Here is a 21,252-nt window from a genome sequence, read left to right as displayed (position 1 = left end):
TTGTTGTCCTTCGAGGACCACTATTGGGTCACTGCCTAAACAGAATGGAACGCTGGGCGATGGTTGTCCACTCGAACGAGTTCGCCCGGATGGTGGTATGCGCGGGACGTGGTCAGACCGAGGTACCGAGTTCACCGCGGCGGTAGAGGACGACTCCCAGGACGGTGTATCCCAGCAGCAGTTGCGCTGCGGGCGCGAACTGCCCGATCGCCGGCACCGCCATCAGAGGGATCGCCCAGAACAGCCAGCTTTGTGCGAACAGAGTCTGCCACCGCAGGGCACCGGTCCAGCGGCCGGCGATGGCGATCCGGATCCCGATTCCGAACATCCCGAGCATCGACAGTGGCCAGCACACGTCGAACACGGCCCAGACAATGGACCCGTGGGCGAGCCAGAACATGTCGAGTATCGACGACACGACGGCGCCGCCCATCAGGCCGAACTGCAGTTGGTGAAAACTGCGCGCCACCTTGCCCGCCCCCATTGCCCTGGTGCGAACCTGGAGCGTGAGCAGGCCGATGAGCGCAGCCTGAAAGGCGAGTGCGGAAGCCCCGCCAACGATCGAACCGAGGCCGAACCCTTCATTATCGGCCCAGAGCGTCGTTGCGGTCAGCCAGGCGAGGGTGGCACCGGTCAGCGAGATGCCGACCGCGCGGGTGGGGTGGACGGCGGCGGTGTCTGCCGTGAAGGTGGTTCCGGAAGTGAGGCTTGTGGTCATCGAGAGCTCCTTGGTCAGTGGTCGGTACTGCGATCACTGTGAGGTGACTCACTGGGAATGCACTGGGAGACCGCAGGGAAGCCCTGTTCACCGAACGTCGGTGGGGCCCGCCCATTCGACGACGAGCTCGCGGACCTCGTCGCGAGACAACGCGCGGCCCTGGCTGCCTTCTTCGGCGAGCATCGTGGGGTCGATCTCGCGGCGCATGGTGGCTCCGAATCCCGCGAGTTCGACCACGTCCATCTTTTCGGGCGAGTATCCGGTCAGGTCGGTCATGCCGTCGACCACACCGATCAGCCTGGCTGCGGGCCTGTGCTCACCGCGGCGGAAGAGGACGTAGGACAGGGTGAACAGGGCGACCATCCAGGAGGTCAGATCGTAGGCGCGCTCGCAGTAGCCGACCATCCACGCGAGTTTGTTCTCGGCCGGTCCGTCCCACTTCTCCTGCGCTATATCGCTTTTCGCGTGGATCCACAAGATGGACGCGGCGCACCAGTCGTACCCGCAGCTGCGTGCGACCTCGACCGCAGAATCGAAATAGTCACCCGCGGAAGCGTGGTCACCGGACCGGAAATCGGCCGTACCCAACGACATCAGCGATTCGGCGGCAGTCCACGGTGAGTTGTATCGGCGGGCGATCTCGAGGGAGTCGTGGGCGTGCTGCCGGGCAGGTTCGACGAGCCCGGATCCGGCCTCGAAGAAGGCCAGCGTGACCGCGGCGTCACCGCGCGCGACCTGCACCACCGGGTCGGCTGCGTCGACGTCGAACTCACCGTACATCTCACCGAGCCGGGTGAGGGCGGCGAACAGTGCGGGTAGATCGGCGCCCAGGTAGCTGGTGATGGCGCTGCCCGCCACAGCCCGGACCCGGGTCGCGATCGGGACCTCGGGCGGCGCAGTGAGAGCAGGTGCGAGCATCCGCATACCCTCGTCGGCGAATCCTCGACGGAACCAGAACCAGTAGACGTTCCCGACGATTTCGAGGTACGTCTCGGAGTGGGGATCGACGCGATCGAGCGCGGCCCGGACATTGGCCATGTCGGCGTCGAGCTTGCGGGTCCATGCCAGACACTGCGGACCCCGGAGCCCTAGATAGGCCTCGGTCGCCATACCGACGACCCACTCGGTATGCGCTGCGCGCAATTCTTCCAGCCGCTGTGAGTCCTGTTGCACCGCCGCATAACTGCGCAGGGTTTCAAGCATGAGATAGCGCCGGGGGTCGCCTCCGACTGCTTTGAGCATCGACTTGGCGATCAGCGCACTCAGGTCGCCGAGCAGACCGCGATGTCCGGTGACCAGGCGCGCCGCCTCCAGGTCGAAGCCGCCCTGGAACACCGCGAGGTCGCAGAACAGACGCCGCTCGCTCTCGGTGAGCGACTGGTACGAACCGTCGATGGCCGCTTGCATGGTGGCGTGGCGAGCGTTGGTGCGGGGGCCGCCTCGGAGGACTTCGAAACGATCGTCGAGCATGTCGATGATCTGACGAACGGACAACGCCGACGACTGACCGGCCGCGAGTTCGATCGCCAGTGGCATGTGGTCGAGCGCCGTACACAGCCTCTCGACGTCCTCCGGGTCGGCATCCGCGGCTGCCGCGCCGGCGCGTTCGTGAAACAACTGTGCCGAGTCCGCCAGCGGCGGCATCTCGAAGAGTGTCTCGCCGGCGACTCCGAGTGCTTCGCGACTGGTTGCCAGGATCCGGATCTTCGGGCAGGTCCGCAGGATCGCAGTGGCCATCGTGGCCACCTCGTCGAGGAGGTGCTCGCAGTTGTCGAGTACGAGGACGAAGCTGCGGTCGTGGAGTAGGGAGGTCAGTACCGGGATACCGCCGCTGATGGTCAAGCCGAGCGACGAGACCACCGTGTCGAGCGCGGCAGCGGCGTTGTGCGCACCTGCGAGCTCGATCAACCAGGGGCCGTCGGCATCCTTGCGGTAACGAGCGACTTCCATTGCGGCACGGGTCTTTCCCATGCCGCCGGGGCCGGTCAGCGTGACCATTCGACGGGTGGCGAGCAATTCGCCGATCTGGTTGATCTGCTCTTCGCGGCCCACCAACGACGTCAACGCCAACGGGATGTTCCCGGTCGGGCGTTCCGGGTTGACTGTCGGCGCCGGCGCGCCGGCGAGGGTGGCGATGTCGGTGTCGGGCATCAGGGTCGGGTCCTGGCGCAGAATCGCATCTTGCAGATCAAGCAGACTCTGCCGAGGATCGGCGCCGAGCTCGGTGGCGATCCGACCACGCGCCGATCGTAGGGTCGCCAGCGCGTCGCCCTGGTTTCCCGCGCGATACTGTGCCAGGGCCAGCAGCTCCCAGGCCCGCTCGCGCAGGGGGTCGGCGGTGGTGACGGCTTCGAGCTGAGCGATCGCGGCGGTGAACTCGCCGCAGTCCGAGCGTGCGGCGAGCTGGTCTTCGACGACGTCGGCGCGCAAGCGCTCGAGCCTGGTGGCCTCGATGGATGCAAAGTCCCAGTTGGCCGCATCCGCGTAGGCGGGACCCCACCACAGCTCGAGTGCTTCGGTCAGCGTTCGGCGAGCTCCGTCCGCGTCTCCTGTGATCAGCTGGTCGTGACCGAAGGCGGCAAGCGTCTCGAACCTGCCGGAGTCGACGTGCTGGCGGTCCACGACCAGGGCGTAGCCGGTGCCCTGGCGTGTCAGGATCTGCGGCGCGGCGCGGCCCCGCTCGGGCTCGAGAGCCTTACGTAGAGACGCCACGTATCCCTGCAAGGTCAACTGCGCCGACCGTGGGGGCCTGTCCCGCCACAGATCATCGATGAGTGTTGCGTCGGGCACCATCTGGCCTCGAGCCATGATCAGTCTGGCCAGCAGGGCTCGGGGGAGCGGTCCGCCCAGCGCGACTGGTTCACCGTCCCGGATCACTGTGAGCGCGCCGAGGACTCGCACCGAGATGTCAGGCATAGAAAGACGATAGAGAAATCGGACGCTCCGCGGTATCCGAGTTCACGATCTTGAACCGGGCTATCCGATCAACGCGCAACCATCAATTCGGTCCATCGTCCGGGTCGGCCCACAACCCGATGCTCTCCAGGTGTGCCATCAGGCGCTGCGCACCGTCGGTGAACTGCCGCCGTGTCTGTTCGACGACCTCGTCGCGGTCCCCGCGCCGGTACGCGTCGATGAGCTTGACGTGACTGTCATAGGCGACCTGACCCCATTCCTGGTCGTTCGCGTACAGGTCGTGGGGGGTGTATCGCGTGGCATTGAGCAGAAACCAAGCCAGTTTGCCGTCGGTGGCGATGCGGTTGTGGACCCGGTGGAACTCGAACTCGGCGGTGGCGATGTCCGACGCCCGCCCGGTGGCCAGGACGTCGTGCAACTCCTCGTTGAGCCGCGTCAGTTGCTCGAGCTGAGCGGGGGTGATGATGGCGGCGATACGGATCGCGAGTTCGACGGCCATGACGCCCTGCAGCCAGAAGATGTCGCGGACATCCTGGCGGCTCAGCTCGGCAACCACATATCCACGATGGGGAGCAAGCTGGACCATGCCCTCACCACGCAACGTCAGCAGCGCCTCGCGGACCGGCGTGACGCTGACCTCCAACTCGACGGCGGTCTCGTCCATCCTGATGAACTCTCCCGGCCGGATGGCGCCGGACATGATGCGGTTGCGCAGCAGACCGGCGACCTCCTCGGACAGCTGAGGTCGCCGGCGCATCGCCGCTCGCGGAAGGGACGTCAAGGTCTACAAACCGTAGGTCTTGCCGATGATGTCGCGCTGGATCTCGTTGGTTCCGCCATACACGGTGGAAATGATCGCACCCCGCATCAGACGCTCCGCATCGAACTCGGTGGCATAGCCGTATCCACCCATCATCTGCATGCCGTCTATGGTCATCGCCTTCGACACCTCAGTGGCCTTGAGCTTGGCCATCGAGGCCTCACGCGGCAGCATTTTCGTCGGGTTGTCGTCGGATTTCTGGGCGACGCTGTAGACGAGGAGTTTGGTGCACTCGATCTCGGTGGCGTGGTCCGCCAGCCGATGCCGCAGCGACTGGAAGGTACCGATCGGCTTGCCGAATTGCTTGCGCTCAGTGACGAACTCGAGGGTGTTCGAGAAGGATCGTTCGGCGACCCCGAGTTGCATTGCCGCCAGGATGAGGCGTTCGGTGTTCAGTCCGCTCATCAGTTGGGTCCATCCGTTGCCCACCTCGCCGACCACGGCGCTGTCGGGAACCTTGACGTTCTCGAAGAACAGGTCGTTGACCTCGCGACCACCCAGGGTGTCGATCCCGTTGATCGAGAGTCCCTCGGTGCCGGCCGGGATGTGGAAGAACGTCAGCCCCTCGTGCTTCTTGCCGGATCGGTCGGTCCGGGCCACGAGCAGGATGCTCTTGGCGAAATGAGCGTTGGAGCACCAAGTCTTCTGGCCGTTGATGACCCAGCCACCGTCGACCTTTTCGGCCCGGCAGGTCAGCGCAGCAACATCGGATCCGGCTTCGGGTTCCGACATGGAGATGGAGAGGGATTCGCCGGCCACCACATCGCCGAGGACCTCTTTCTTGAGCTGGTCGTCGGCGAACTTCTGGTAGGCCCCCGCGGCGATGAGGGTGGGGCCGATGCCCCCGATGGGTGCATTGCCGCGCATGGCTTCTTCGAGCAGGATGCACATCTCTACGTTTCCGGCGCCGGCGCCACCGAACTCCTCGGGGACCAGGATCCCGGCCCAGCCGAGTTCGGCCATCTTCTTGTACAGCTCGACGGAGTGGAGTTCAGCGCCTCCTGCGGTGAGTGCGTCGCGCTGCTCGCGGGTTCCGGCCTCACGCTGACAGAAGTCGGCGACCGACTTTGCGAAATCGGTTTGTTCGGGGGTGAAAGTGGTCATGACGGTGCTCCTAGATGAGAAAGTGCGGCTCGCCCGAAGGTATCAGATCACATATATGTGATGGGATTCTTGATGTGACTAGCCGCCCTCTCGGTACCTGCGGAGCTTGTGGTCCAGGGCACAGCGCCTACATTGGCTGTCATGAGTCCGAAAGCGAAGTTGGTGCGAGCCGGGGACAGCGACGACGCGACTGCGGCCTACGCCGCGTCCACCAGCCCCGATGCCCACGTGGCCGAGCCTGAACCCGTCGTCGAGACCAGAAAGAAGTCGACCGGAGAACCGTCGCCGTTCGATGCCGAGGAGTTCCTCGAGGCGAACCGCCGAAACCGGGACAAGATGCGAACCGCAGCTGCGGTCAAGCGCGCGAAGGAAGCGGCGCGGGCGAGTCGGCGTGAGGCACCCTGGTGGAAGCGGACACCCGCGGTGGTCGCCGAACCCGTCGAATCAGAAGCGCCGCGAGAGGATCCGGACGCCGCCACGACGCCACCCGTCGATGAAGCTGCGACCGCAACACGCTCTCGATGGGTTGTGCCCGCGTTGTCCGTGTTGCTCATCGCGGCGCTGGCGGCGGCGGGTGTGTTCGCGTACCTCTACCGGGAGGCGGACGACCGGGCGAACGCTGCGGATCAGGTCAATCAACTCCGCCCCGCAGCGGTCGAGAGCGCGAAGCAGTATGCAGGCGACCTCCTGACCTACGACTCGGCCGACTTCGGCGCCCTCGACTCCCGCATCACGGACATCTCGACCCCCGAGTTCGCCAAGGACTTCATCGAGGGTTCGCGCCAGGCGCGTGAAGGTTCGGCCAATGCCCAGGCAGTGGCTACCGCGCTGGTGAAAGATGCGGGCGTCGTGTCGATCTCGTCGACCGAAGCGGTCCTCATCGTGGCTCTCGACCAGACCATCACCTCGCCGCAGACCGCCCGCGATCTCCCGGGCGGGATCCCGTATCAGTCGAGGGTGAAGATAACCCTGACACGCGACGGCAACCGTTGGCTCATCTCGGATTTCGAGGTCATCTGACCAGGGCGTCCTCGCCGAGCAGGATGACCGACATGACGGCCTGAATGCGGTCGCGGGTCGACGGCCTCGGGTCGTAGCGCTCCCAGTTGCCGAGGTCGAGCACAGCGTTCGACGCGGCGTGCACCAGGTACCGGGCTTCGACGGAGTTCATCCCCGGACGTACCTGCACGACCAGCTGAGCCCACTCCTCGACGTTTCGCCGCTGTTGGTCGCGGAGGTCGACCCGCAAGGATTCCGGAAGACTGCCGAGTTCCGACAGGTACAGATTGAGAAGGTCGCTGTTGGCGAATGACAACTCCACGTATCTGGCGACCAGGTTGTCCAGGGCCTCGCGTGGGGTCGCCGATTCTGCCAGCGAGTCATGGATGCTCGTCGTGATTCGTTCGCTGGCGCGCGCGAAGGCTGCGGTCAGCATCGCGACCTTGGTGTCGAAGTGTCGGTAGACACCGGATTGATTCATCCCGACGGCCGCGCCGATCTCCTCCATCGTCACGTCGTGGAAGCCGCGACCGCGCATCAACCGGATGGCCTCGGTGAGCAGCGCTTCGCGTTTCGAGGCCATCTGCAGGCCAACGGATCCGGTTGCGACCTCGTTGACCTGCGCATCGTCGGCCTGTGGCAGCCGGGTGTAGGCGACCGTCATGCTCGTCGCGAGGATGACGGCCTCGATCCGTTTGCGTGGGAGGGACGCCCGGTGGGTGGTGATCGACCCGATGACACTGAGAATGGAGCCGGCGAGGTATTTGGCGTCGTTGTCAAGGCGCCGGCCGGGGGTGTGTCGCGGCGCGGTCAGTTCGGGTCGCAGACGGCCGAGCGGCGCAGCGAACCGGTTGTGCAACCGGGTCACGAGGTCGCCCAGAGCGTGCCGATCCTCGGGGTTGAGATAACGCGCTTCCCACCGGTAGAGCGCTCCTCGGGAGCGGTTCTCGATGGTGTTCCGGGTCAACTCGGTGATCAGGGTCCGCAGCTCTCGCTCCGGATCGTCGGTGAGTTCCGGGACTTCTGCGACCGCACGCTCGAGTCCGCCACCGAGGGTGCGCACCGTCTCCGAGAACAGCGCATATTTGTTCGGGAAGTGGCGATAGAGGGCCGGTCCGCTGATGCCGACCTGGCCGGCGATCTGGTCGACCCCGGTAGCGAAATATCCTTGCTCGCTGAACGACTCGGCCGCAGCTTTGATGATCTGCTCGCGACGGTCCTTGGGACGTTGGCGAACTTTCGGCGGCGCGCCGGTGGTCGTGTGGCCGCCATTCGCGCGACCGTCGGCAGATGCCATTTGTCCATGTTAGCGGCAGTGCGGTGCGGCTCGCAGCCTGGTCCGAAATGCCGGCGCGGTCCGCCGAGTGAGCGTTCGGTGAGCACTTGACGCCATACGTCCGAATCTGACAAGTTAATGTGCATTCACGTGATCTGTGTCGCAATAGCCAGATCTGAGCCGAGGGTGGCATACATGCAAGCGCTGAACGGTCTCATCGCGTCGGTTGACGACAGGGGCGTCGCCCGAGTGCTGATCGACCGCCCGCACCGTAAGAACGCGATGGACACGGCGACCAGTAACGCATTCATCGAGTTGCTCGGTGAATGGGCGGGCAACGACGCCATCCGCGTGGTGGTGATCGGCGGCGGAGGCCGGGATTTCTGCACCGGCGCCGACATCGTCGACATGGCGACCGCACCCGCACCGCAATCGACGGCCGAGGCCGAGGATCGAGCGAGCAGGACCATCGACACCGGGTCCCGGGTCGTCCGAGCGATCCGGGCGATCGAAGTGCCCGTTATCGCGGCCGTCGGCGGCCCCGCGGTGGGGATCGGGGCATCGATCGCATTTGCATCCGATCTGATCTACGCCGCTGCGGATGCGTACTTCCTACTTGCCTTCGTCAACATCGGGCTGATGCCGGATGGAGCAGCCACGGCAACTGTCGCGGCTGCGGTCGGCCGTGCCCGCGCGAACGAATTGGCGTTGCTCGGCGAACGGCTGCCCGCGACGCAGGCGTACGCCGACGGTCTGGTGACCGCCGTCGTCGACGCAGATGCGCTGGACGCCAGGGTCGATGACGTTGTCGGCAAGTTGCTCGGGTCCTCGCCCCGGGCTCTCAAAATCACCAAGAAGGCCGTCGACGCGCAGACGTTGGCAGGCTTCGACCTCGCGCTGGAACTCGAGAGAGAAGGCCAGATCGAGTTGTTGCAGTCGCCTGAATTCGCTGCTCTGATCGCGGCATTCGCTCGCGGTAAAACGGCAAAACCGACACCCGCCACTCAGTAGCATTCGACTCATCACCGGCGTTGATACGCGGGTGGTCAACAACAAGGAAGCGCAACATGACGAGTACCACGCTGACCCAGTCCGATCCTCTCCTCGAAGAGCCGTTCCGGTCACGACGGAACAACTGGAACACCCACATCCGCCGGCACGCGACGATGAAGCCGGACGCCACCGCGTTGCGATTCATGGGGAACGAGACCTCGTGGTCGCAGCTCAACGATCGATCCACCGCGTTCGCCGCCGCGTTGTACCGCCGGGGAGTGCGTTTCGGAGATCGGGTGCTGGTCCTGATGCTCAATCGCAGCGAATACGTCGAGGTGATCTTCGGCGCCAACCTGATCGGTGCCATCGCGGTCCCGGTCAACATCAGGATGATGCCGCCCGAGGTCGGCTTTCTCGTCAAGGACAGCGGCGCGAAGGTCATCGTGACCGAATCTCTGCTGGCGCCGTTGGCGGATGCGGTCCGGAAGAGCACCGAGGGAGTTGAGAACCTCGTCATCGTCGGCGCGTCCGATGTCGAAGATGCGTTGGACTACGACACCCTCCTCGCCGAGGACGCCACCGACCTTCCGCCAATCGACGTGCCCGAGAACTCGATCGCGATGATCATGTACACGTCGGGAACCACTGGAAATCCCAAGGGTTCCATGCTTTCTCACACCAATATGCAGGCTCAGGCCGTCACCTGTATCACTGCGTTGCAAATTCGAAACGACGACGTCGGCTCGTGCGTGGCACCGATGTTCCACATCGCGGCCATGGGCGCCATGGCGCCGCTTTTCTATCTCGGGGTCCCGACCGTCATCCATCCGCTCGGCGCATTCGACCCCGAAGCGTTGCTGGATGTGCTGGAGGCCGAAGGGATCACGTCGATCTTCCTCGTGCCCGCGCAGTGGCAGGTGGTGTGCGCGGTGCAAAAGGCCAAGCCGCGCAACGTGAAACTCCGGGTCATCTCCTGGGGCGCCGCGCCGGCCTCCGACACCGTGCTGCACGCCATGGCCGAGACGTTCCCCGACGCGATCAACGTCGCCGTCTTCGGACAAACCGAGATGTCACCGATCACCTGCGTCCTCGAAGGCAAAGACGCACTGCGGAAGCTGGGCTCGGTCGGTCAGGTGATCCCGTCGGTACAGGCCCGAGTGGTCGACGTCGAGATGAACGACGTGAAACCGGGTGAGATCGGCGAGATCGTCTATCGCGGACCGAACATGATGGAGGGCTACTGGCAGAACCCGCAGGGCACTGCTGATGCCTTCGCCGGTGGCTGGTTCCACTCCGGCGATCTGGTGCGGATGGACGACGAAGGTTTCGTCTACGTCGTCGACCGCAAGAAGGACATGATCATCTCCGGCGGTGAGAACATCTACTGCGCCGAAGTCGAGAACGCACTCTTTGCGCATCCGAAGATCCTGGAAGCCGCGGTGGTCGGCAAGGCAGACGACCGCTGGGGTGAGGTGCCGGTGGCCATCGTCGTTCTGAACCCGGGTGAGGAGCTGGCGTTCGAGGAGCTGATCGAGTTCTTGAACGACCATCTCGCGCGGTTCAAACAACCCAAGGAATTGATCGTCATCGACGAGTTGCCTCGTAACGCGTCCGGCAAGGTCGTCAAGCCGTCACTGCGCAAGGAGTACGGCGGCAAGGACGCCGGCCTGCGGCACTAGGTCTTCCAGGGATTGACTTGAACCGACACGATTCGGGCCCGCTCTCTGCCAGGAGAGCGGGCCCGACTTGTTTCTGGCGTTCGGTTTGGAACCAAACCGCGAATCTGTTCCAAGGTGGTCGGTAGGTCGATAGGATCAGGTCCTGTCACTATCGGTCGATCGAGAGGTGAACATGGTCACGCAGGCCGCATCGCGGGCCGGACACCCGCGCGGGAGTAGCCGGCAGACGACCGATGTCCGTCCCGAGGTCATCGCCGAGTTCCGGAAACACACGGGAAGTGTGCTCGCCGGAATCTTCGGCGGCGCCGCGTTCGATCAAGTGGCGCTGCCGCCCGTCGCCGCTGCCGTCGACCGCACCGGGCGCTTTGCGGAGAACTTCGCGGACCGGGCCGTGCGCAGCGGATTCTCGGCGTTGTTGGCGGTCTGGGGTGATGCAGCCGATCGAGCAGAAGAAGCGCGATGGCTCAAGATGCGGCATCGCGACGTCCGAGGCCGCGGTACTGGTGACTACAGCGACGTCCGCTACAGCGCGCTCGATCCGGACAACTGGAAGTGGATCGCGGTCAGCGGAATGATGCTTGCGCTGAACACATTCACCTTCTGCACGGGCACCGAGTGGCGGCGCAGCGAACAGGAAGCGGCGTACCAGATGGTGCGGGAGAGCTTCGCGGACCTCGAGCTGGAGAGCCGGGCCGGGAAGCTCCCCGACACCCTCGCTGACGCCGAGGAGTACTACGACAACATGGTCGAGACCCGGTTGGCGTCGACACCGTTCCTCGTCGAACAGTTCGCGGGCCTGAACCGGCTGCCATTGCCCACACTGCTACTTCCTCCTGGTGCGCGTACGGCGCTGACCCCGCTGTGGTGGATGGTGCGACCGGTGGCCGGACATGTCGTCCAGGTCTGTTCGTCGAAAGCCATGAACCCTCGGGTTCAAGCGATGACGGGATACCGGCTCAAACGACGGCACGACGCCGAGTTCGCCCTGTACGTGGCGACCCTGCAGGCGATCTGGCGGATACTCCCGGACTGGATGTTGTTGGCGCCGTTGGCCTATAACCGGCTCCAGTACGAGAAATTGGTGCGCATGCATCGGAGCGTCTCCCTCGGCACCTTCGCCGCGCCGCCGCACGAGCGGGGCGGTTGCCCGGTCTGACTGACGGTGGGTGGGCCCCGCTCGCGTATTGACCGGGTCCGACCGTTGGAGTTAAAACTGAAACACGTTACAATTCTGGAGAGCGGTGACCGATGTCACTGCGAACTCAAAATCCCGGTGAGCTTTCGCCGGCGACGCAGGTTGTCGGTGCGTGACTCACGTGCCGCGAGTGGAGGGTTTCGATGAAGACAAAAGGCGCTTTGCTCCGGAATTTCAACGAGAAGTGGGCGGTCGAGGAGATCGAGATCGGCGACCCGCGCAAGGGCGAGGTCAAGATCCGGATGGAAGCCGCCGGTATGTGCCACTCGGACCACCACCTGATGACCGGTGGTATTCCGATGGCCGGCTTCCCGGTGCTCGGCGGCCATGAAGGCGCCGGCATCGTCGAGGAACTCGGTGAGGGTGTCACCGACTTCGAGGTCGGCGACCACGTCGTGCTCTCGTTCATCCCGTCGTGTGGCAAATGCCCATCGTGTCGATCCGGTCTGAGCAACCTGTGCGATATGGGTGCGATGCTCTTGCAGGGTGAAGCGGTGTCGGACCACACTTTCCGTGTCCATACCGCCGCCGGCGAGAACGTCTATCCGATGACGCTGCTCGGCACCTTCGCCCCGTACATGGTGGTGCACGAGACGTCGGTCGTGAAGATCGATCCGTCAATTCCCTTCGAGGTCGCGTGCCTGGTCGGCTGCGGTGTGCCGACCGGCTTCGGTTCGGCGACCCACAGCGCGAAGGTGCAGCCGGGCGAAGACGTGGCGATCGTCGGAATCGGCGGCGTCGGGATCTCCGCGCTCCAGGGCACCGTCATCTCGGGTGCCCGTTACATCTTCGCCATCGACCCGATCGAGTGGAAACGCGAGCAGGCGCTGAAGTTCGGTGCGACGCATGCGTTTGCCAGTGTCGAAGAGGCGGCTATGACCATCGCGGAGGTCACCGCGGGGCAGATGGCCAAGAAGGTGATCGTCACCGTCGGCGAGGTTCACGGCAAAGACGTCGATCTGTGGATGGGGATCACGGCCAAGGCTGGAACCTGCGTGCTCACCGGTATGGGCAGCATGATGGAATCCGACGTCACGCTCAATCTGGCGATGCTGACGCTGCTGCAGAAGAACCTGCAGGGAACGATCTTCGGCGGCGCGAGCCCCAAGCTCGACATCCCGCAGCTGCTGTCGCTGTACAAGATGGGCAAGCTCAACCTCGATGACATGGTCACCCGGCAGTACCGCCTCGATCAGATCAACGAGGGGTACCAGGACATGTTGGACGGCAAGAACATCCGGGGTGTCATTCGTTTCACCGACGAAGATCACTGAGCCGTTCGTCTGACCTATCGGCGTCCAGGCGGAGCCGGCGAGCAATTGGGTGCTCGCCGGCTTTGCTGTCTGTGCTTGGTCGTGGAAGCTGTGTTTGCTCCCTCGGTGCCGCCCGTGATGCGATGAACCGGTGCTGACAGAACTAGGGAATTGGCCGGTCGACAACGTGTCCGCGGCGATTGTCTCCGACACAGATGTGGCGGAGGAATTCGGCGATGGGCAACGGGTCTTTCCGCTTGCCTCGGTCACCAAGCTGCTCACGGCCCACGCCGCGCTCGTCGCTGTCGAGGAGGGCGCGATCGAACTCGATCAGCCGGCCGGTCCTCCGGGTGCAACTGTGCGACACCTCCTGGCCCATGCATCGGGCCTGCCCTTCGAGGGACTCGACGTGGCAGCCGGTGTGGGGGAGCAGCGGATCTATTCGAGTGCCGGATTCGAGGTGCTGGCCGACCTCATCGCCATGGAGACCGATATCGGCTTCGATGAGTATCTGACGCAGGCCATCTGCGAGCCGCTCGGAATGACCGCGACGTCGCTCCAGGGCGCGGCCGGGCACGGTGCGGAGTCCTCGGTGGCCGATCTGAGCGTATTCGCACGGGAGCTGTTGTCTCCGGAACTCGTGTCCCGGGAGTTGCTGTCCGAGGCGACGTCGTTGCAATTCCCCGGACTCGACGGCTTCGTACCCGGGTACGGAAAGCATCGCCCCTGCGACTGGGGACTCGGCTACGAATTGCGGGCCCACAAGAGCCCGCACTGGACGGGGTCGCAGAACAGCCCACAGACGTTCGGGCACTTCGGTCAGTCCGGCACGTTCCTGTGGGTGGATCCCGCACTGAACGTGGCGTGTGTGGTGCTCACAGATCGGGCCTTCGGCTCGTGGGCGAATCCACTGTGGAGCGACTTCAACAACTCGGTGGTCGAGGCGTTGTCACATTGAAATCATCGCCCACTAGCGCAACACGGGTCACTTAAGGCACAATAAACAACAAGAGTGTGATATCTGCCGTTGGTTTCGCCAGGCCGTTGGGGAAGACGTTCCTCGTCGAAACCGGAGGTGGAAAGTGCGCAACCTTAATCAGTTTGCGGACGTGACAGCAGGTGTGGTGTTCATACACTCCGCACCTGTCGCGTTGTGCCCACATGTGGAGTGGGCTCTTTCGTCGACCCTAGATGCTCGCGCGAACCTGAAATGGTCTGCGCAGGATGCAGGGCCGGGGTTGCAGCGTGCCACGGTCGACTGGGTCGGCCCTGTGGGTACAGGTGCCCGCCTGGCGAATGCATTGCGCGAGTGGGCGACTCTGCGTTTCGAGGTGACCGAGAACGCCAGCGAAGGCGTCGACGGTGAGCGGTTTTGCTTCGTACCCGGACTAGGGCTGTGGCGCGGATCCATGAGCGCCAACGGAGACGTGATCATCGCCGAAATGCAGTTGCGCGCCTTGATGGAAGCGCACTCCAACGGCGCAGAACTGGCGGGAGCGCTCGACGCCGCGCTGGGTACCGCGTGGGATGAAGCGCTGGAGGACTTCCGCATGGGCGGCGATGGCGCCGAGGTCACCTGGTTGCATCAGCGCGTCGGCTGATTTCATAAGACAAACAAACCGGCCCGGACTCAATGAGTCCGGGCCGGTTTCGTATTGCTACGCCAGTGCGTGAGGCGGCGCGCAGCGCCCCGTGAGCGCAGGGGTGGGCCGCGCGTGCAGTGAGGAACGCGAGCGCGCAGCGCTCACGTGACGAGCGAAGAACGCGCAATAAGGCCCACGACGAAGCGAACAGTTATAGCGGTATGTTCTTGTGCCGGCCACGCCTTGCGGGTGCCGATGCGAGGGCTTCGGCGACGATGCTGCGGGTCTTCGCGGGATCGATGATCTCGTCGACGACTCCGATGGACTGTGCACGGCCCACGCCGCCGGCGATGGCTTCGTGCTCGACGGCGAGGCGTTCGTGCAGTGCCTCGCGCTCATCGTCGGGTGCAGCGGCGAGTGCCTTCTTGTGCAGGATGCCGACAGCAGCCTTGGCGCCCATGACGGCGACTTCAGAACCCGGCCATGCGAACACTGCGGTGGCGCCGAGTGCACGCGAGTTCATCGCGATGTACGCACCGCCGTAGATCTTGCGGGTGACCAGGGTGACGCGGGGGACCGAGCACTCGGCGAAGGCGTGCAGGAGTTTCGCGCCGCGGCGGACCACGCCATCCCATTCCTGTCCGACACCGGGCAGGTAGCCCGGTACGTCGGTCATGACGATGAGCGGGATGCCGAACGCGTCGCACAGCCGCACGAAACGAGCGGCCTTCTCGGCGCTCTCGGAGTTCAGGCAGCCGCCCATGCGCAGCGGGTTGTTGGCGATGACGCCGACGCTGCGACCGGACAACCGGCCGAAACCGATCGTGATGTTCGGAGCCCATTTTGCTTGCAGCTCTTCAAAACTCGAGATCTCGGTTTCACCGTCGGCGGCGATGTCGGTGTCGAGCAGGGCCCGCACGATGGGGTGCACGTCGTAGGCGCGGCGGTTCGATTCCGGCATCAGGGCGCGCAGGTCGGTGTCGCCGGCCTCGGCCTTCTGCCTGCTGAAATGTCCCTGCTGACCGAATGTTCCGATCAGACGCCGGGCCCGCCAGTAGGCGTCGGGCTCGGAGTCGGCGGTGATGTGCGAGACGCCGGACTTCTTGCCGTGGGTGAGCGGCCCGCCGAGCGACTCCATGTCGACGACCTCGCCGGTGACGCTCTTGACCACGTCGGGACCGGTGACGAAAACGCGACCGGCCGGAGCCATGATCACGATGTCGGTCAGGGCCGGTCCGTAGGCGGCGCCGCCGGCTGCGAAGCCGACGACGACGGAGATCTGGGGGATGTAACCGGAGGCACGCACCATGGCCTCGAACACCTCACCGACCGCGTGGAGCGCCTCGACGCCCTCCGCGAGTCGGGCACCGCCGGAGTGCCAGATACCGACAACCGGTGCCTGCTCGGCGATTGCGGTGTCGATGGCGTTGACGATGTGCTTACAGCCCACGATCCCCATGGCCCCGCCCATCACGGTGCCATCGGTGCAGTAGGCGACGGTGCGAACACCGTTGACGCGACCGACAGCGGCCTGGACCCCGGACTTGTCTCGGGGGTGGAGCAACGACATCGACGCTTCGTCGAAGAAGTTGGTCAACCTCAGCAAGGGGTCCCGGGGATCGATGGACTCTTCGTGTTTGGTGATCGGGGCCATGGTGGTCATGGAATCTCCTAAAGGTAGATCTGCAAGCGCCCTGCTGAACGAGTTCAGGGGCGACGGGATCAGTAGCGCCCAAAGGCGAGCGCAACGTTGTGCCCACCGAATCCGAACGAGTTGTTGATGGCGTAGTCGATCTGGCCGTAACGCGGTTCACCGTGAACCACGTCGAGGTCACATTCCGGATCCTGATTTTCGAGGTTCAGCGTCGGAGGGATGACCCCTTCTTCGATGGACTTGATCGTCAGGACCGATTCCAGTGCGCCCACCGCGCCGATCGAATGCCCGAGGGCAGACTTCGGTGCGTACACCGCGGCGCGATTGCCCACCGCGATGTTGATGGCCAAGGCCTCGGCGGTGTCGCCGACCGAGGTCGCGGTGGCGTGCGCGTTCACGTGCGTGATGTCGGATTTGCCCAGACCTGCGGTCTGAATGGCCCGAGTCATCGCGCGCGCCGCGCCGGTGCCCTCGGGATCCGGTGCGACCAGGTGGTAACCGTCGGAGGTGATCCCTCCGCCGAGCAGACGCGCGTGGATGTGCGCCCCGCGAGCTCGGGCGTGATCCTCGCGCTCGATGACCATGAGCGCGGCGGCCTCACCCATGACGAATCCATCGCGGTCCTTGTCGAACGGACGTGAGGCCGCGGTTGGATCTTCGTTCCGGGTGCTCATCGCACGCATCATCGCGAAGCTCGCGATGGGCACCGAGTCGATGTGACCCTCGACGCCACCGGTGACGACCATGTCGGCGTCACCCATGACGATCTGCCGCCAGGCGTGTGCGATCGCTTCCGACCCCGACGAACACGCCGAGACAGGGGTGATCACACCGGCCTTGGCACCGATCTCGAGACCCACAACGGCAGCGGGACCATTCGGCATCGCCATCGGTACTGCCAGCGGCGACACCTTGCGGTAGTTGCCGGTGTTGTGCATCGAGTTGTAGGCCTCGATGAGGGCGTCGCCGCCCCCTAACCCGGTGCCGATGACGACACCGAGGCGCTCCTTGTCGACCTCGGGTTCACCGGCCTGGGACCACAAGCGCTTGCCCATGACGTACGCGACCCGCTCCACGTAGGCCATCCGCCGGGCTTGCACCCGGGTGACCTCGTTGGTCGGATCGTTGACCAGCCGCCCACCGAACCGGACCGGGAGATCGAACTCCTCGACCCAGTCATCGGTGAGCGTCTTGATGCCACTCTCTCCGGCGAGCAGACCTTTCCACGTGGAATCGAGGTCTTCGCCGACTGAAGTCGTCGCAACCATGGAGGTCACGACCACGTTCGGGAAATTCCCGCCGAGGGTGGAGTACTCGCGAAGAGAGTCAGTCACTATTGGTCACTCACCGGTCTTGTCGGCGTCCAGCTTGGCGCGAATGGCGTCAGCGGCCTCGGAGTTCTCGGCTTCGAGCTTCTGGATGTAGGACACGGCGTCACCGACGGTGCGCAGTCCGGCAAGATCCTCGTCGGGGATCTTCACGCCGTACTTGTCCTCGGTCTGCACGGCGATCTCGACCATCGACAGGGAGTCGATGTCCAGGTCGTCGACGAACGACTTCTCCACAGTCACCTCAGAGGGTTCAATGCCGGTGACCTCCTCGATGATCTCAGCGAGTCCGGCAACGATTTCTTCCTGGGCGGCGGCCACTATGTGGCTCCCTTCTTGTTCATGTTTCGGGTGTTTCCGGAATCGCGACGCTTGCGCGTCGCTTTGGACGGGTGCGGACCAGATCGTGACGCGGCCTTCGCACCTTTCCGGGGACATCGACGCGGGCGCGTCGTTGTCGCTATCCAAGTTCGGTGATGCCCTCGAGATCGTCGGGGGTCTTCAGCGCGCGGGTGGGGGTTCCCTTGAGTTCGCGCTTGGCAATACCGGTGAGGGTACCGGCCGGCGGCAGTTCGATCAGTCCTGCGGTGGAGCTCTCTCGCATCGTCTGCGAGCAGAGGTCCCAGCGCACCGGGCTGGTGACCTGGGCGACGAGCTTGTCGAGCGCGTCGCGGCCCGAGGTGACCGGCCGACCATCGGAGTTCGACAGCAGTGTCTTGCCGGGCTGCTGAGGGGTGATGCCGGATGCGGCCTCGGCCACGGCGTCTTGCGCCGGCGCCATGTAATCGGTGTGGAAGGCGCCCGCGACCGCGAGCTTGCGGATCCGGGCCTTCTCGGGTGGGTTGGCGATCAACTCGTCGATGGCCTCGACGGAGCCGGCGGCCACGATCTGCCCCGCGGCATTCCGGTTGGCCGGCACGAGGTCGAGTTCGGCCAGTCGGGCCAGCACCGCTGCCTCGTCTCCACCGAGGACGGCGGCCATCGTGGTGGGCTCGAGTGCGCACGCCTTCGCCATCTCCGCCCCGCGGACTGCGGCCAGCGATACCGCTTCATCGGCGGTCAACACACCGGCGATCGCGGCTGCTGCGAGTTCACCCACCGAATGACCCGCGACGAGCGTGTCTGCGGGTAGCGGCGAACGCTTGGCCAGCTCGTCGTAGGCCAGCAACGCGGAGACGACAACCAGCGGCTGGGTGACGGCAGTGTCGGTGATCTCTTCCGCCGTCGCCGTCGTACCGAGTCGTTCGATATCGAGCTTGGTCAGTTTCGACCAGGTCGCAACCTGGTCGCGTGCGCCGGGTAGCTCAAGCCAAGGGATGAGCATGCCGACGGTCTGGGAGCCCTGTCCGGGCGCAAGCAAGGAGAGCACCTGACAAGAGAACACCCTATTGGGCGTCGGTGAGGGTGTTGGACGCGTTAAACCTCAGGCGACGCCTTTGTAGGGTTCCCACAAAATTGCACGACAGTGTGGCTGCATCGTCACCGCACCGATATCCGTTACCCCAATGTGAATTGATGCACAACCGTCACCTATCGCCGTCGGAGCCTGTTGCGCGAGTGACTGTTGTGAAAACTGTGCGCATGTCGTGTCTAACTCGTGTCAGTCTTCCTACCGTCGTCGCGATTCTCAGTACGTAGGCATCTCGCGGGTTCATGGGGTCGCGGCCCGTGATGTCCGAAATCCGCTTTAGTCGATATCTAACAGTATTGGGGTGAACGAAGAGCTCGCGAGCGCACGACTCCACCGACCCTCCGGAATCGAGGTAGGCGTCGAGTGTCGTGGTCAGCGTGTCGCCGCCCTTTTCGAGCGGCTTGATCAAAACGTCGTTGAGTGTCGCCATGGCTGCCTGATCGCCGAGAAGCGCGCGTTCGGGGAGCAGTTCCCAGGAATGCACCGGGCGCGGCGCACTGGGCCAGCCGGCGACAGCTTCGACACCGGCCATCGCATCGATCGCACTCGTATGCGCCATGCCGAGGTTCGGTGTCGTCGGTCCGATGACGACGGGTCCGTCGGCGAAGAGGTTGAGCAGATCGATGATGAACGGCTCGTCCAGGGAGACCGGCCCGCTGACGATCGCCACGAGCAGACTGCCCTGCACCACCGAGAGCGCCGCGCGATCGTGCTGGCGGGCGGTGTTGTGTACCGCCAACGGGACCGACACGTTGCGCTCGGGCGGCGGCATACCGACGAGCACGGTCGCTGTCACCTCGGCGTCCCAGTTCAGGGCCGCGGCACGGGACAACAGAGTAGGGCCGGTGTCGCCGCGGACCACCGCGTCGACAACCAGGGCTTCGAGTCGCGAGTCCCACGCGCCGCGGGACTCCGCGGCCGAGGCGTAGATCGAGGCGGCCGCGAAGCCGATCTCGCGGCCGTAGCGCAACACCGCCTCGGTCAGTGCGCGCAGCTGGGCGTCGTTGCGGGCGAGCAGTGGGAGCCACTTCTCGAAGAACTCCATGGCCACGCGGACCATCTCCACCGTCTGCAACAGACTGATCCGGCGAGCCAGATCCTGGGGGACGACCTGGAACGCCTGAACCGTGAACTTGACGTTGCCCTCGGGGTCCTGCAACCACTCGACGAAGTTGACGACGGCCGTCTGCACCACCAACTGGACACTCGCGCGCTGACCGGCTTCGAGGTCGGAGAAATAGGGGAGTTGCTCCTCCATCGAATGCACGGCCTCCGTTGCGAGGCGCCCGCTGTACTGCTTGACGCGGCGCAGCAACGTATCCGGTAGCGCGTCATGAACGTTGGCCGGTGCCGGTACGTGCGCACCACGTGGCCCGAAGAGGTCGCCCGCGGACGACTCTGCCCCGCGTGACTCAGTCATCGTTTCAATCTATGCCAGAGCTGACCTGGTGGGGGGGACATCGTCGGTGCTCGGTGACGCAGACACCCACCCGTTTTCTCCAGGTCCGGCCGAAATACGGTAGTTGTCAACCTGTCTAAGACAGGGCTGGTTCTTTTCGTGGTTTGGCCGGTTTGATGTTGATGCCGGCGATTGTGGGTGGTGCTTGTCGTTGTGGTGGCTTCCTGAACCTTTCGGGGTGCTTGTTGTAGTTGTCGAGGCGGTGTTGGTGTCGTTGGTCGGCGACATCGTCTGCGGTGCCGGTGTGCACTTGCTCGGGGGTGTAGTGGTTGAGCCCGCTGTGGCGGTGCTCGGTGGCGTAGTTGTGCAGGAACTGTGCGGTCCAGGCGCGGGCGTGCTCGATGCTGTCGAACTTCTCAGGGCAGGACAGGTCGTATTTGATGGTCTTGAACAACGATTCGGAGAACGGGTTGTCGTTGCTGACCCGGGGCGGCGAACGTGAGTTGATCACCCCTCGTTTTTTGAGGGCCGTGATCAGCTTGTGCGAACGCATGACCGCCCCGTTGTCGGAGTGCAGCACCGTCGGCGGACCGTGCTCGGTGATAGCGGTGGTGAACATGTCAATCGCGTCGGGTTTGTTCTCGGTGTATTCGATGCGCCAGCACACCGGGTAGCGAGAGAACACATCGATCGCGAGGTAGAGCTTGTAGCGGTCGTCGTTGGTCGGGCCGTGCAGGTCGGTGATGTCCCACGACCACAGCTGACCTGGTCCGGTGGCATGAATGACCGGTCTGGAGCGCGTGTTGGTACCTGGGCTGCTGTGATGGCCGCGGCGGCGGTCGCCGACAAGTCCGTGGCGTTCGGCGATTCGGTAGACCGTGCGCGGTGAACAACCGATCTCCTGATTGTCGAGTCCACGCCAAT

The 21,252-nt window shown here is 64.5% G+C and carries 18 protein-coding genes; 7 read left to right on the top strand and 11 right to left on the bottom strand.

The window, feature by feature from the left end; genetic code table 11:
• Nucleotides 1-112 precede the first annotated feature (112 nt).
• The 4 genes from BFL43_RS19695 to BFL43_RS19680 all read right to left on the bottom strand — a co-directional run bounded on the left by BFL43_RS19695 (nucleotide 113) and on the right by BFL43_RS19680 (nucleotide 5,558).
• Nucleotides 113-718 (bottom strand): hypothetical protein, encoded by a 606-nt coding sequence (locus BFL43_RS19695; RefSeq protein WP_084894182.1) that lies wholly within the window; start codon nucleotides 716-718, stop codon nucleotides 113-115.
• Between the two features lie 87 nt (nucleotides 719-805).
• Nucleotides 806-3,634 carry a BTAD domain-containing putative transcriptional regulator gene (locus tag BFL43_RS19690; RefSeq protein ID WP_084894181.1) on the bottom strand — a complete coding sequence of 943 codons (2,829 nt, stop codon included), beginning with the start codon at nucleotides 3,632-3,634 and terminating at the stop codon, nucleotides 806-808.
• A gap of 82 nt (nucleotides 3,635-3,716) precedes the next feature.
• Nucleotides 3,717-4,391, bottom strand: a complete 675-nt coding sequence (locus BFL43_RS19685; protein ID WP_084894180.1) for a GntR family transcriptional regulator — start codon at nucleotides 4,389-4,391, stop codon at nucleotides 3,717-3,719.
• A gap of 27 nt (nucleotides 4,392-4,418) precedes the next feature.
• Nucleotides 4,419-5,558, bottom strand: a complete 1,140-nt coding sequence (locus BFL43_RS19680) for an acyl-CoA dehydrogenase family protein (RefSeq protein WP_084894179.1) — start codon at nucleotides 5,556-5,558, stop codon at nucleotides 4,419-4,421.
• Nucleotides 5,559-5,699: 141 nt separating this feature from the next.
• Here BFL43_RS19680 and BFL43_RS19675 point away from each other — a divergent pair, with 141 nt between their 5' ends.
• A complete protein-coding gene (locus BFL43_RS19675; RefSeq protein ID WP_084894178.1) occupies nucleotides 5,700-6,578 on the top strand; it encodes a hypothetical protein in 879 nt (292 codons plus the stop codon).
• On the opposite strand, the gene BFL43_RS19670 is transcribed toward BFL43_RS19675, so the two are convergent.
• Complete coding sequence (locus BFL43_RS19670) at nucleotides 6,571-7,854, bottom strand: TetR/AcrR family transcriptional regulator (RefSeq protein ID WP_084894177.1); 1,284 nt, start codon at nucleotides 7,852-7,854, stop codon at nucleotides 6,571-6,573. The genes BFL43_RS19675 and BFL43_RS19670 overlap by 8 nt on opposite strands.
• A 174-nt stretch (nucleotides 7,855-8,028) precedes the next feature.
• Here BFL43_RS19670 and BFL43_RS19665 point away from each other — a divergent pair, with 174 nt between their 5' ends.
• The 6 genes from BFL43_RS19665 to BFL43_RS19640 all read left to right on the top strand — a co-directional run bounded on the left by BFL43_RS19665 (nucleotide 8,029) and on the right by BFL43_RS19640 (nucleotide 14,554).
• Nucleotides 8,029-8,844: an enoyl-CoA hydratase-related protein gene (locus tag BFL43_RS19665; protein ID WP_084894176.1), complete on the top strand. Its 816-nt coding sequence runs from the start codon at nucleotides 8,029-8,031 to the stop codon at nucleotides 8,842-8,844.
• A 56-nt stretch (nucleotides 8,845-8,900) separates the two neighbouring features.
• Nucleotides 8,901-10,505, top strand: coding sequence for a fatty-acid--CoA ligase FadD5 (gene fadD5, locus BFL43_RS19660; protein WP_084894175.1), 1,605 nt, complete (start codon nucleotides 8,901-8,903; stop codon nucleotides 10,503-10,505).
• A 172-nt stretch (nucleotides 10,506-10,677) separates the two neighbouring features.
• Nucleotides 10,678-11,661, top strand: a complete 984-nt coding sequence (locus BFL43_RS19655; protein WP_084894174.1) for an oxygenase MpaB family protein — start codon at nucleotides 10,678-10,680, stop codon at nucleotides 11,659-11,661.
• A 182-nt stretch (nucleotides 11,662-11,843) separates the two neighbouring features.
• Entirely contained in the window at nucleotides 11,844-12,974 is a 1,131-nt protein-coding gene (locus BFL43_RS19650; protein WP_084894173.1) for an NDMA-dependent alcohol dehydrogenase, read from the top strand.
• A gap of 130 nt (nucleotides 12,975-13,104) precedes the next feature.
• A complete protein-coding gene (locus BFL43_RS19645; protein ID WP_084894172.1) occupies nucleotides 13,105-13,911 on the top strand; it encodes a serine hydrolase domain-containing protein in 807 nt (268 codons plus the stop codon).
• Nucleotides 13,912-14,035: 124 nt separating this feature from the next.
• On the top strand, nucleotides 14,036-14,554 hold the full coding sequence (locus BFL43_RS19640) for a DUF3145 domain-containing protein (protein ID WP_084894171.1): 519 nt from the start codon (nucleotides 14,036-14,038) through the stop codon (nucleotides 14,552-14,554).
• Nucleotides 14,555-14,747: 193 nt separating this feature from the next.
• On the opposite strand, the gene BFL43_RS19635 is transcribed toward BFL43_RS19640, so the two are convergent.
• The 6 genes from BFL43_RS19635 to BFL43_RS19610 form a co-directional block, all read right to left on the bottom strand.
• Nucleotides 14,748-16,199, bottom strand: a complete 1,452-nt coding sequence (locus BFL43_RS19635) for a carboxyl transferase domain-containing protein (RefSeq protein WP_084894170.1) — start codon at nucleotides 16,197-16,199, stop codon at nucleotides 14,748-14,750.
• A 59-nt stretch (nucleotides 16,200-16,258) separates the two neighbouring features.
• Complete coding sequence (locus BFL43_RS19630; RefSeq protein WP_084894169.1) at nucleotides 16,259-17,527, bottom strand: KasA/KasB family beta-ketoacyl-ACP synthase; 1,269 nt, start codon at nucleotides 17,525-17,527, stop codon at nucleotides 16,259-16,261.
• 3 nt (nucleotides 17,528-17,530) lie between these two features.
• Nucleotides 17,531-17,839 carry a meromycolate extension acyl carrier protein AcpM gene (gene acpM, locus BFL43_RS19625; protein ID WP_084894168.1) on the bottom strand — a complete coding sequence of 103 codons (309 nt, stop codon included), beginning with the start codon at nucleotides 17,837-17,839 and terminating at the stop codon, nucleotides 17,531-17,533.
• 139 nt (nucleotides 17,840-17,978) lie between these two features.
• Entirely contained in the window at nucleotides 17,979-18,887 is a 909-nt protein-coding gene (locus BFL43_RS19620; RefSeq protein ID WP_084894167.1) for an ACP S-malonyltransferase, read from the bottom strand.
• A 157-nt stretch (nucleotides 18,888-19,044) separates the two neighbouring features.
• The gene (locus BFL43_RS19615; protein WP_084894166.1) at nucleotides 19,045-20,349 is read right to left on the bottom strand and encodes a helix-turn-helix domain-containing protein; all 1,305 of its coding nucleotides are present in this window, start codon (nucleotides 20,347-20,349) and stop codon (nucleotides 19,045-19,047) included.
• A 115-nt stretch (nucleotides 20,350-20,464) separates the two neighbouring features.
• On the bottom strand, nucleotides 20,465-21,252 hold a 788-nt coding region (locus BFL43_RS19610; protein ID WP_084890195.1), incomplete at its 5' end, for a DDE-type integrase/transposase/recombinase.

This window comes from Williamsia sp. 1135, assembly GCF_002095395.1.
Lineage (GTDB): Bacteria > Actinomycetota > Actinomycetes > Mycobacteriales > Mycobacteriaceae > Williamsia.
This window is presented reverse-complemented; position numbering and strand designations above follow the sequence as displayed.

Bases quoted from the DNA above. Each gene is read 5' to 3' on its own strand.
- BFL43_RS19680 (WP_084894179.1), bottom strand. From the start codon at position 5,558: ATGACCACTTTCACCCCCGAACAAACCGATTTCGCAAAGTCGGTCGCC.
- BFL43_RS19695 (WP_084894182.1), bottom strand. From the start codon at position 718: ATGACCACAAGCCTCACTTCCGGAACCACCTTCACGGCAGACACCGCC.
- BFL43_RS19685 (WP_084894180.1), bottom strand. From the start codon at position 4,391: ATGCGCCGGCGACCTCAGCTGTCCGAGGAGGTCGCCGGTCTGCTGCGC.
- BFL43_RS19650 (WP_084894173.1), top strand. From the start codon at position 11,844: ATGAAGACAAAAGGCGCTTTGCTCCGGAATTTCAACGAGAAGTGGGCG.
- fadD5 (WP_084894175.1), top strand. From the start codon at position 8,901: ATGACGAGTACCACGCTGACCCAGTCCGATCCTCTCCTCGAAGAGCCG.
- BFL43_RS19690 (WP_084894181.1), bottom strand. From the start codon at position 3,634: ATGCCTGACATCTCGGTGCGAGTCCTCGGCGCGCTCACAGTGATCCGG.
- BFL43_RS19635 (WP_084894170.1), bottom strand. From the start codon at position 16,199: ATGACCACCATGGCCCCGATCACCAAACACGAAGAGTCCATCGATCCC.
- BFL43_RS19665 (WP_084894176.1), top strand. From the start codon at position 8,029: ATGCAAGCGCTGAACGGTCTCATCGCGTCGGTTGACGACAGGGGCGTC.
- BFL43_RS19615 (WP_084894166.1), bottom strand. From the start codon at position 20,349: ATGACTGAGTCACGCGGGGCAGAGTCGTCCGCGGGCGACCTCTTCGGG.
- BFL43_RS19655 (WP_084894174.1), top strand. From the start codon at position 10,678: ATGGTCACGCAGGCCGCATCGCGGGCCGGACACCCGCGCGGGAGTAGC.
- BFL43_RS19670 (WP_084894177.1), bottom strand. From the start codon at position 7,854: ATGGCATCTGCCGACGGTCGCGCGAATGGCGGCCACACGACCACCGGC.
- BFL43_RS19675 (WP_084894178.1), top strand. From the start codon at position 5,700: ATGAGTCCGAAAGCGAAGTTGGTGCGAGCCGGGGACAGCGACGACGCG.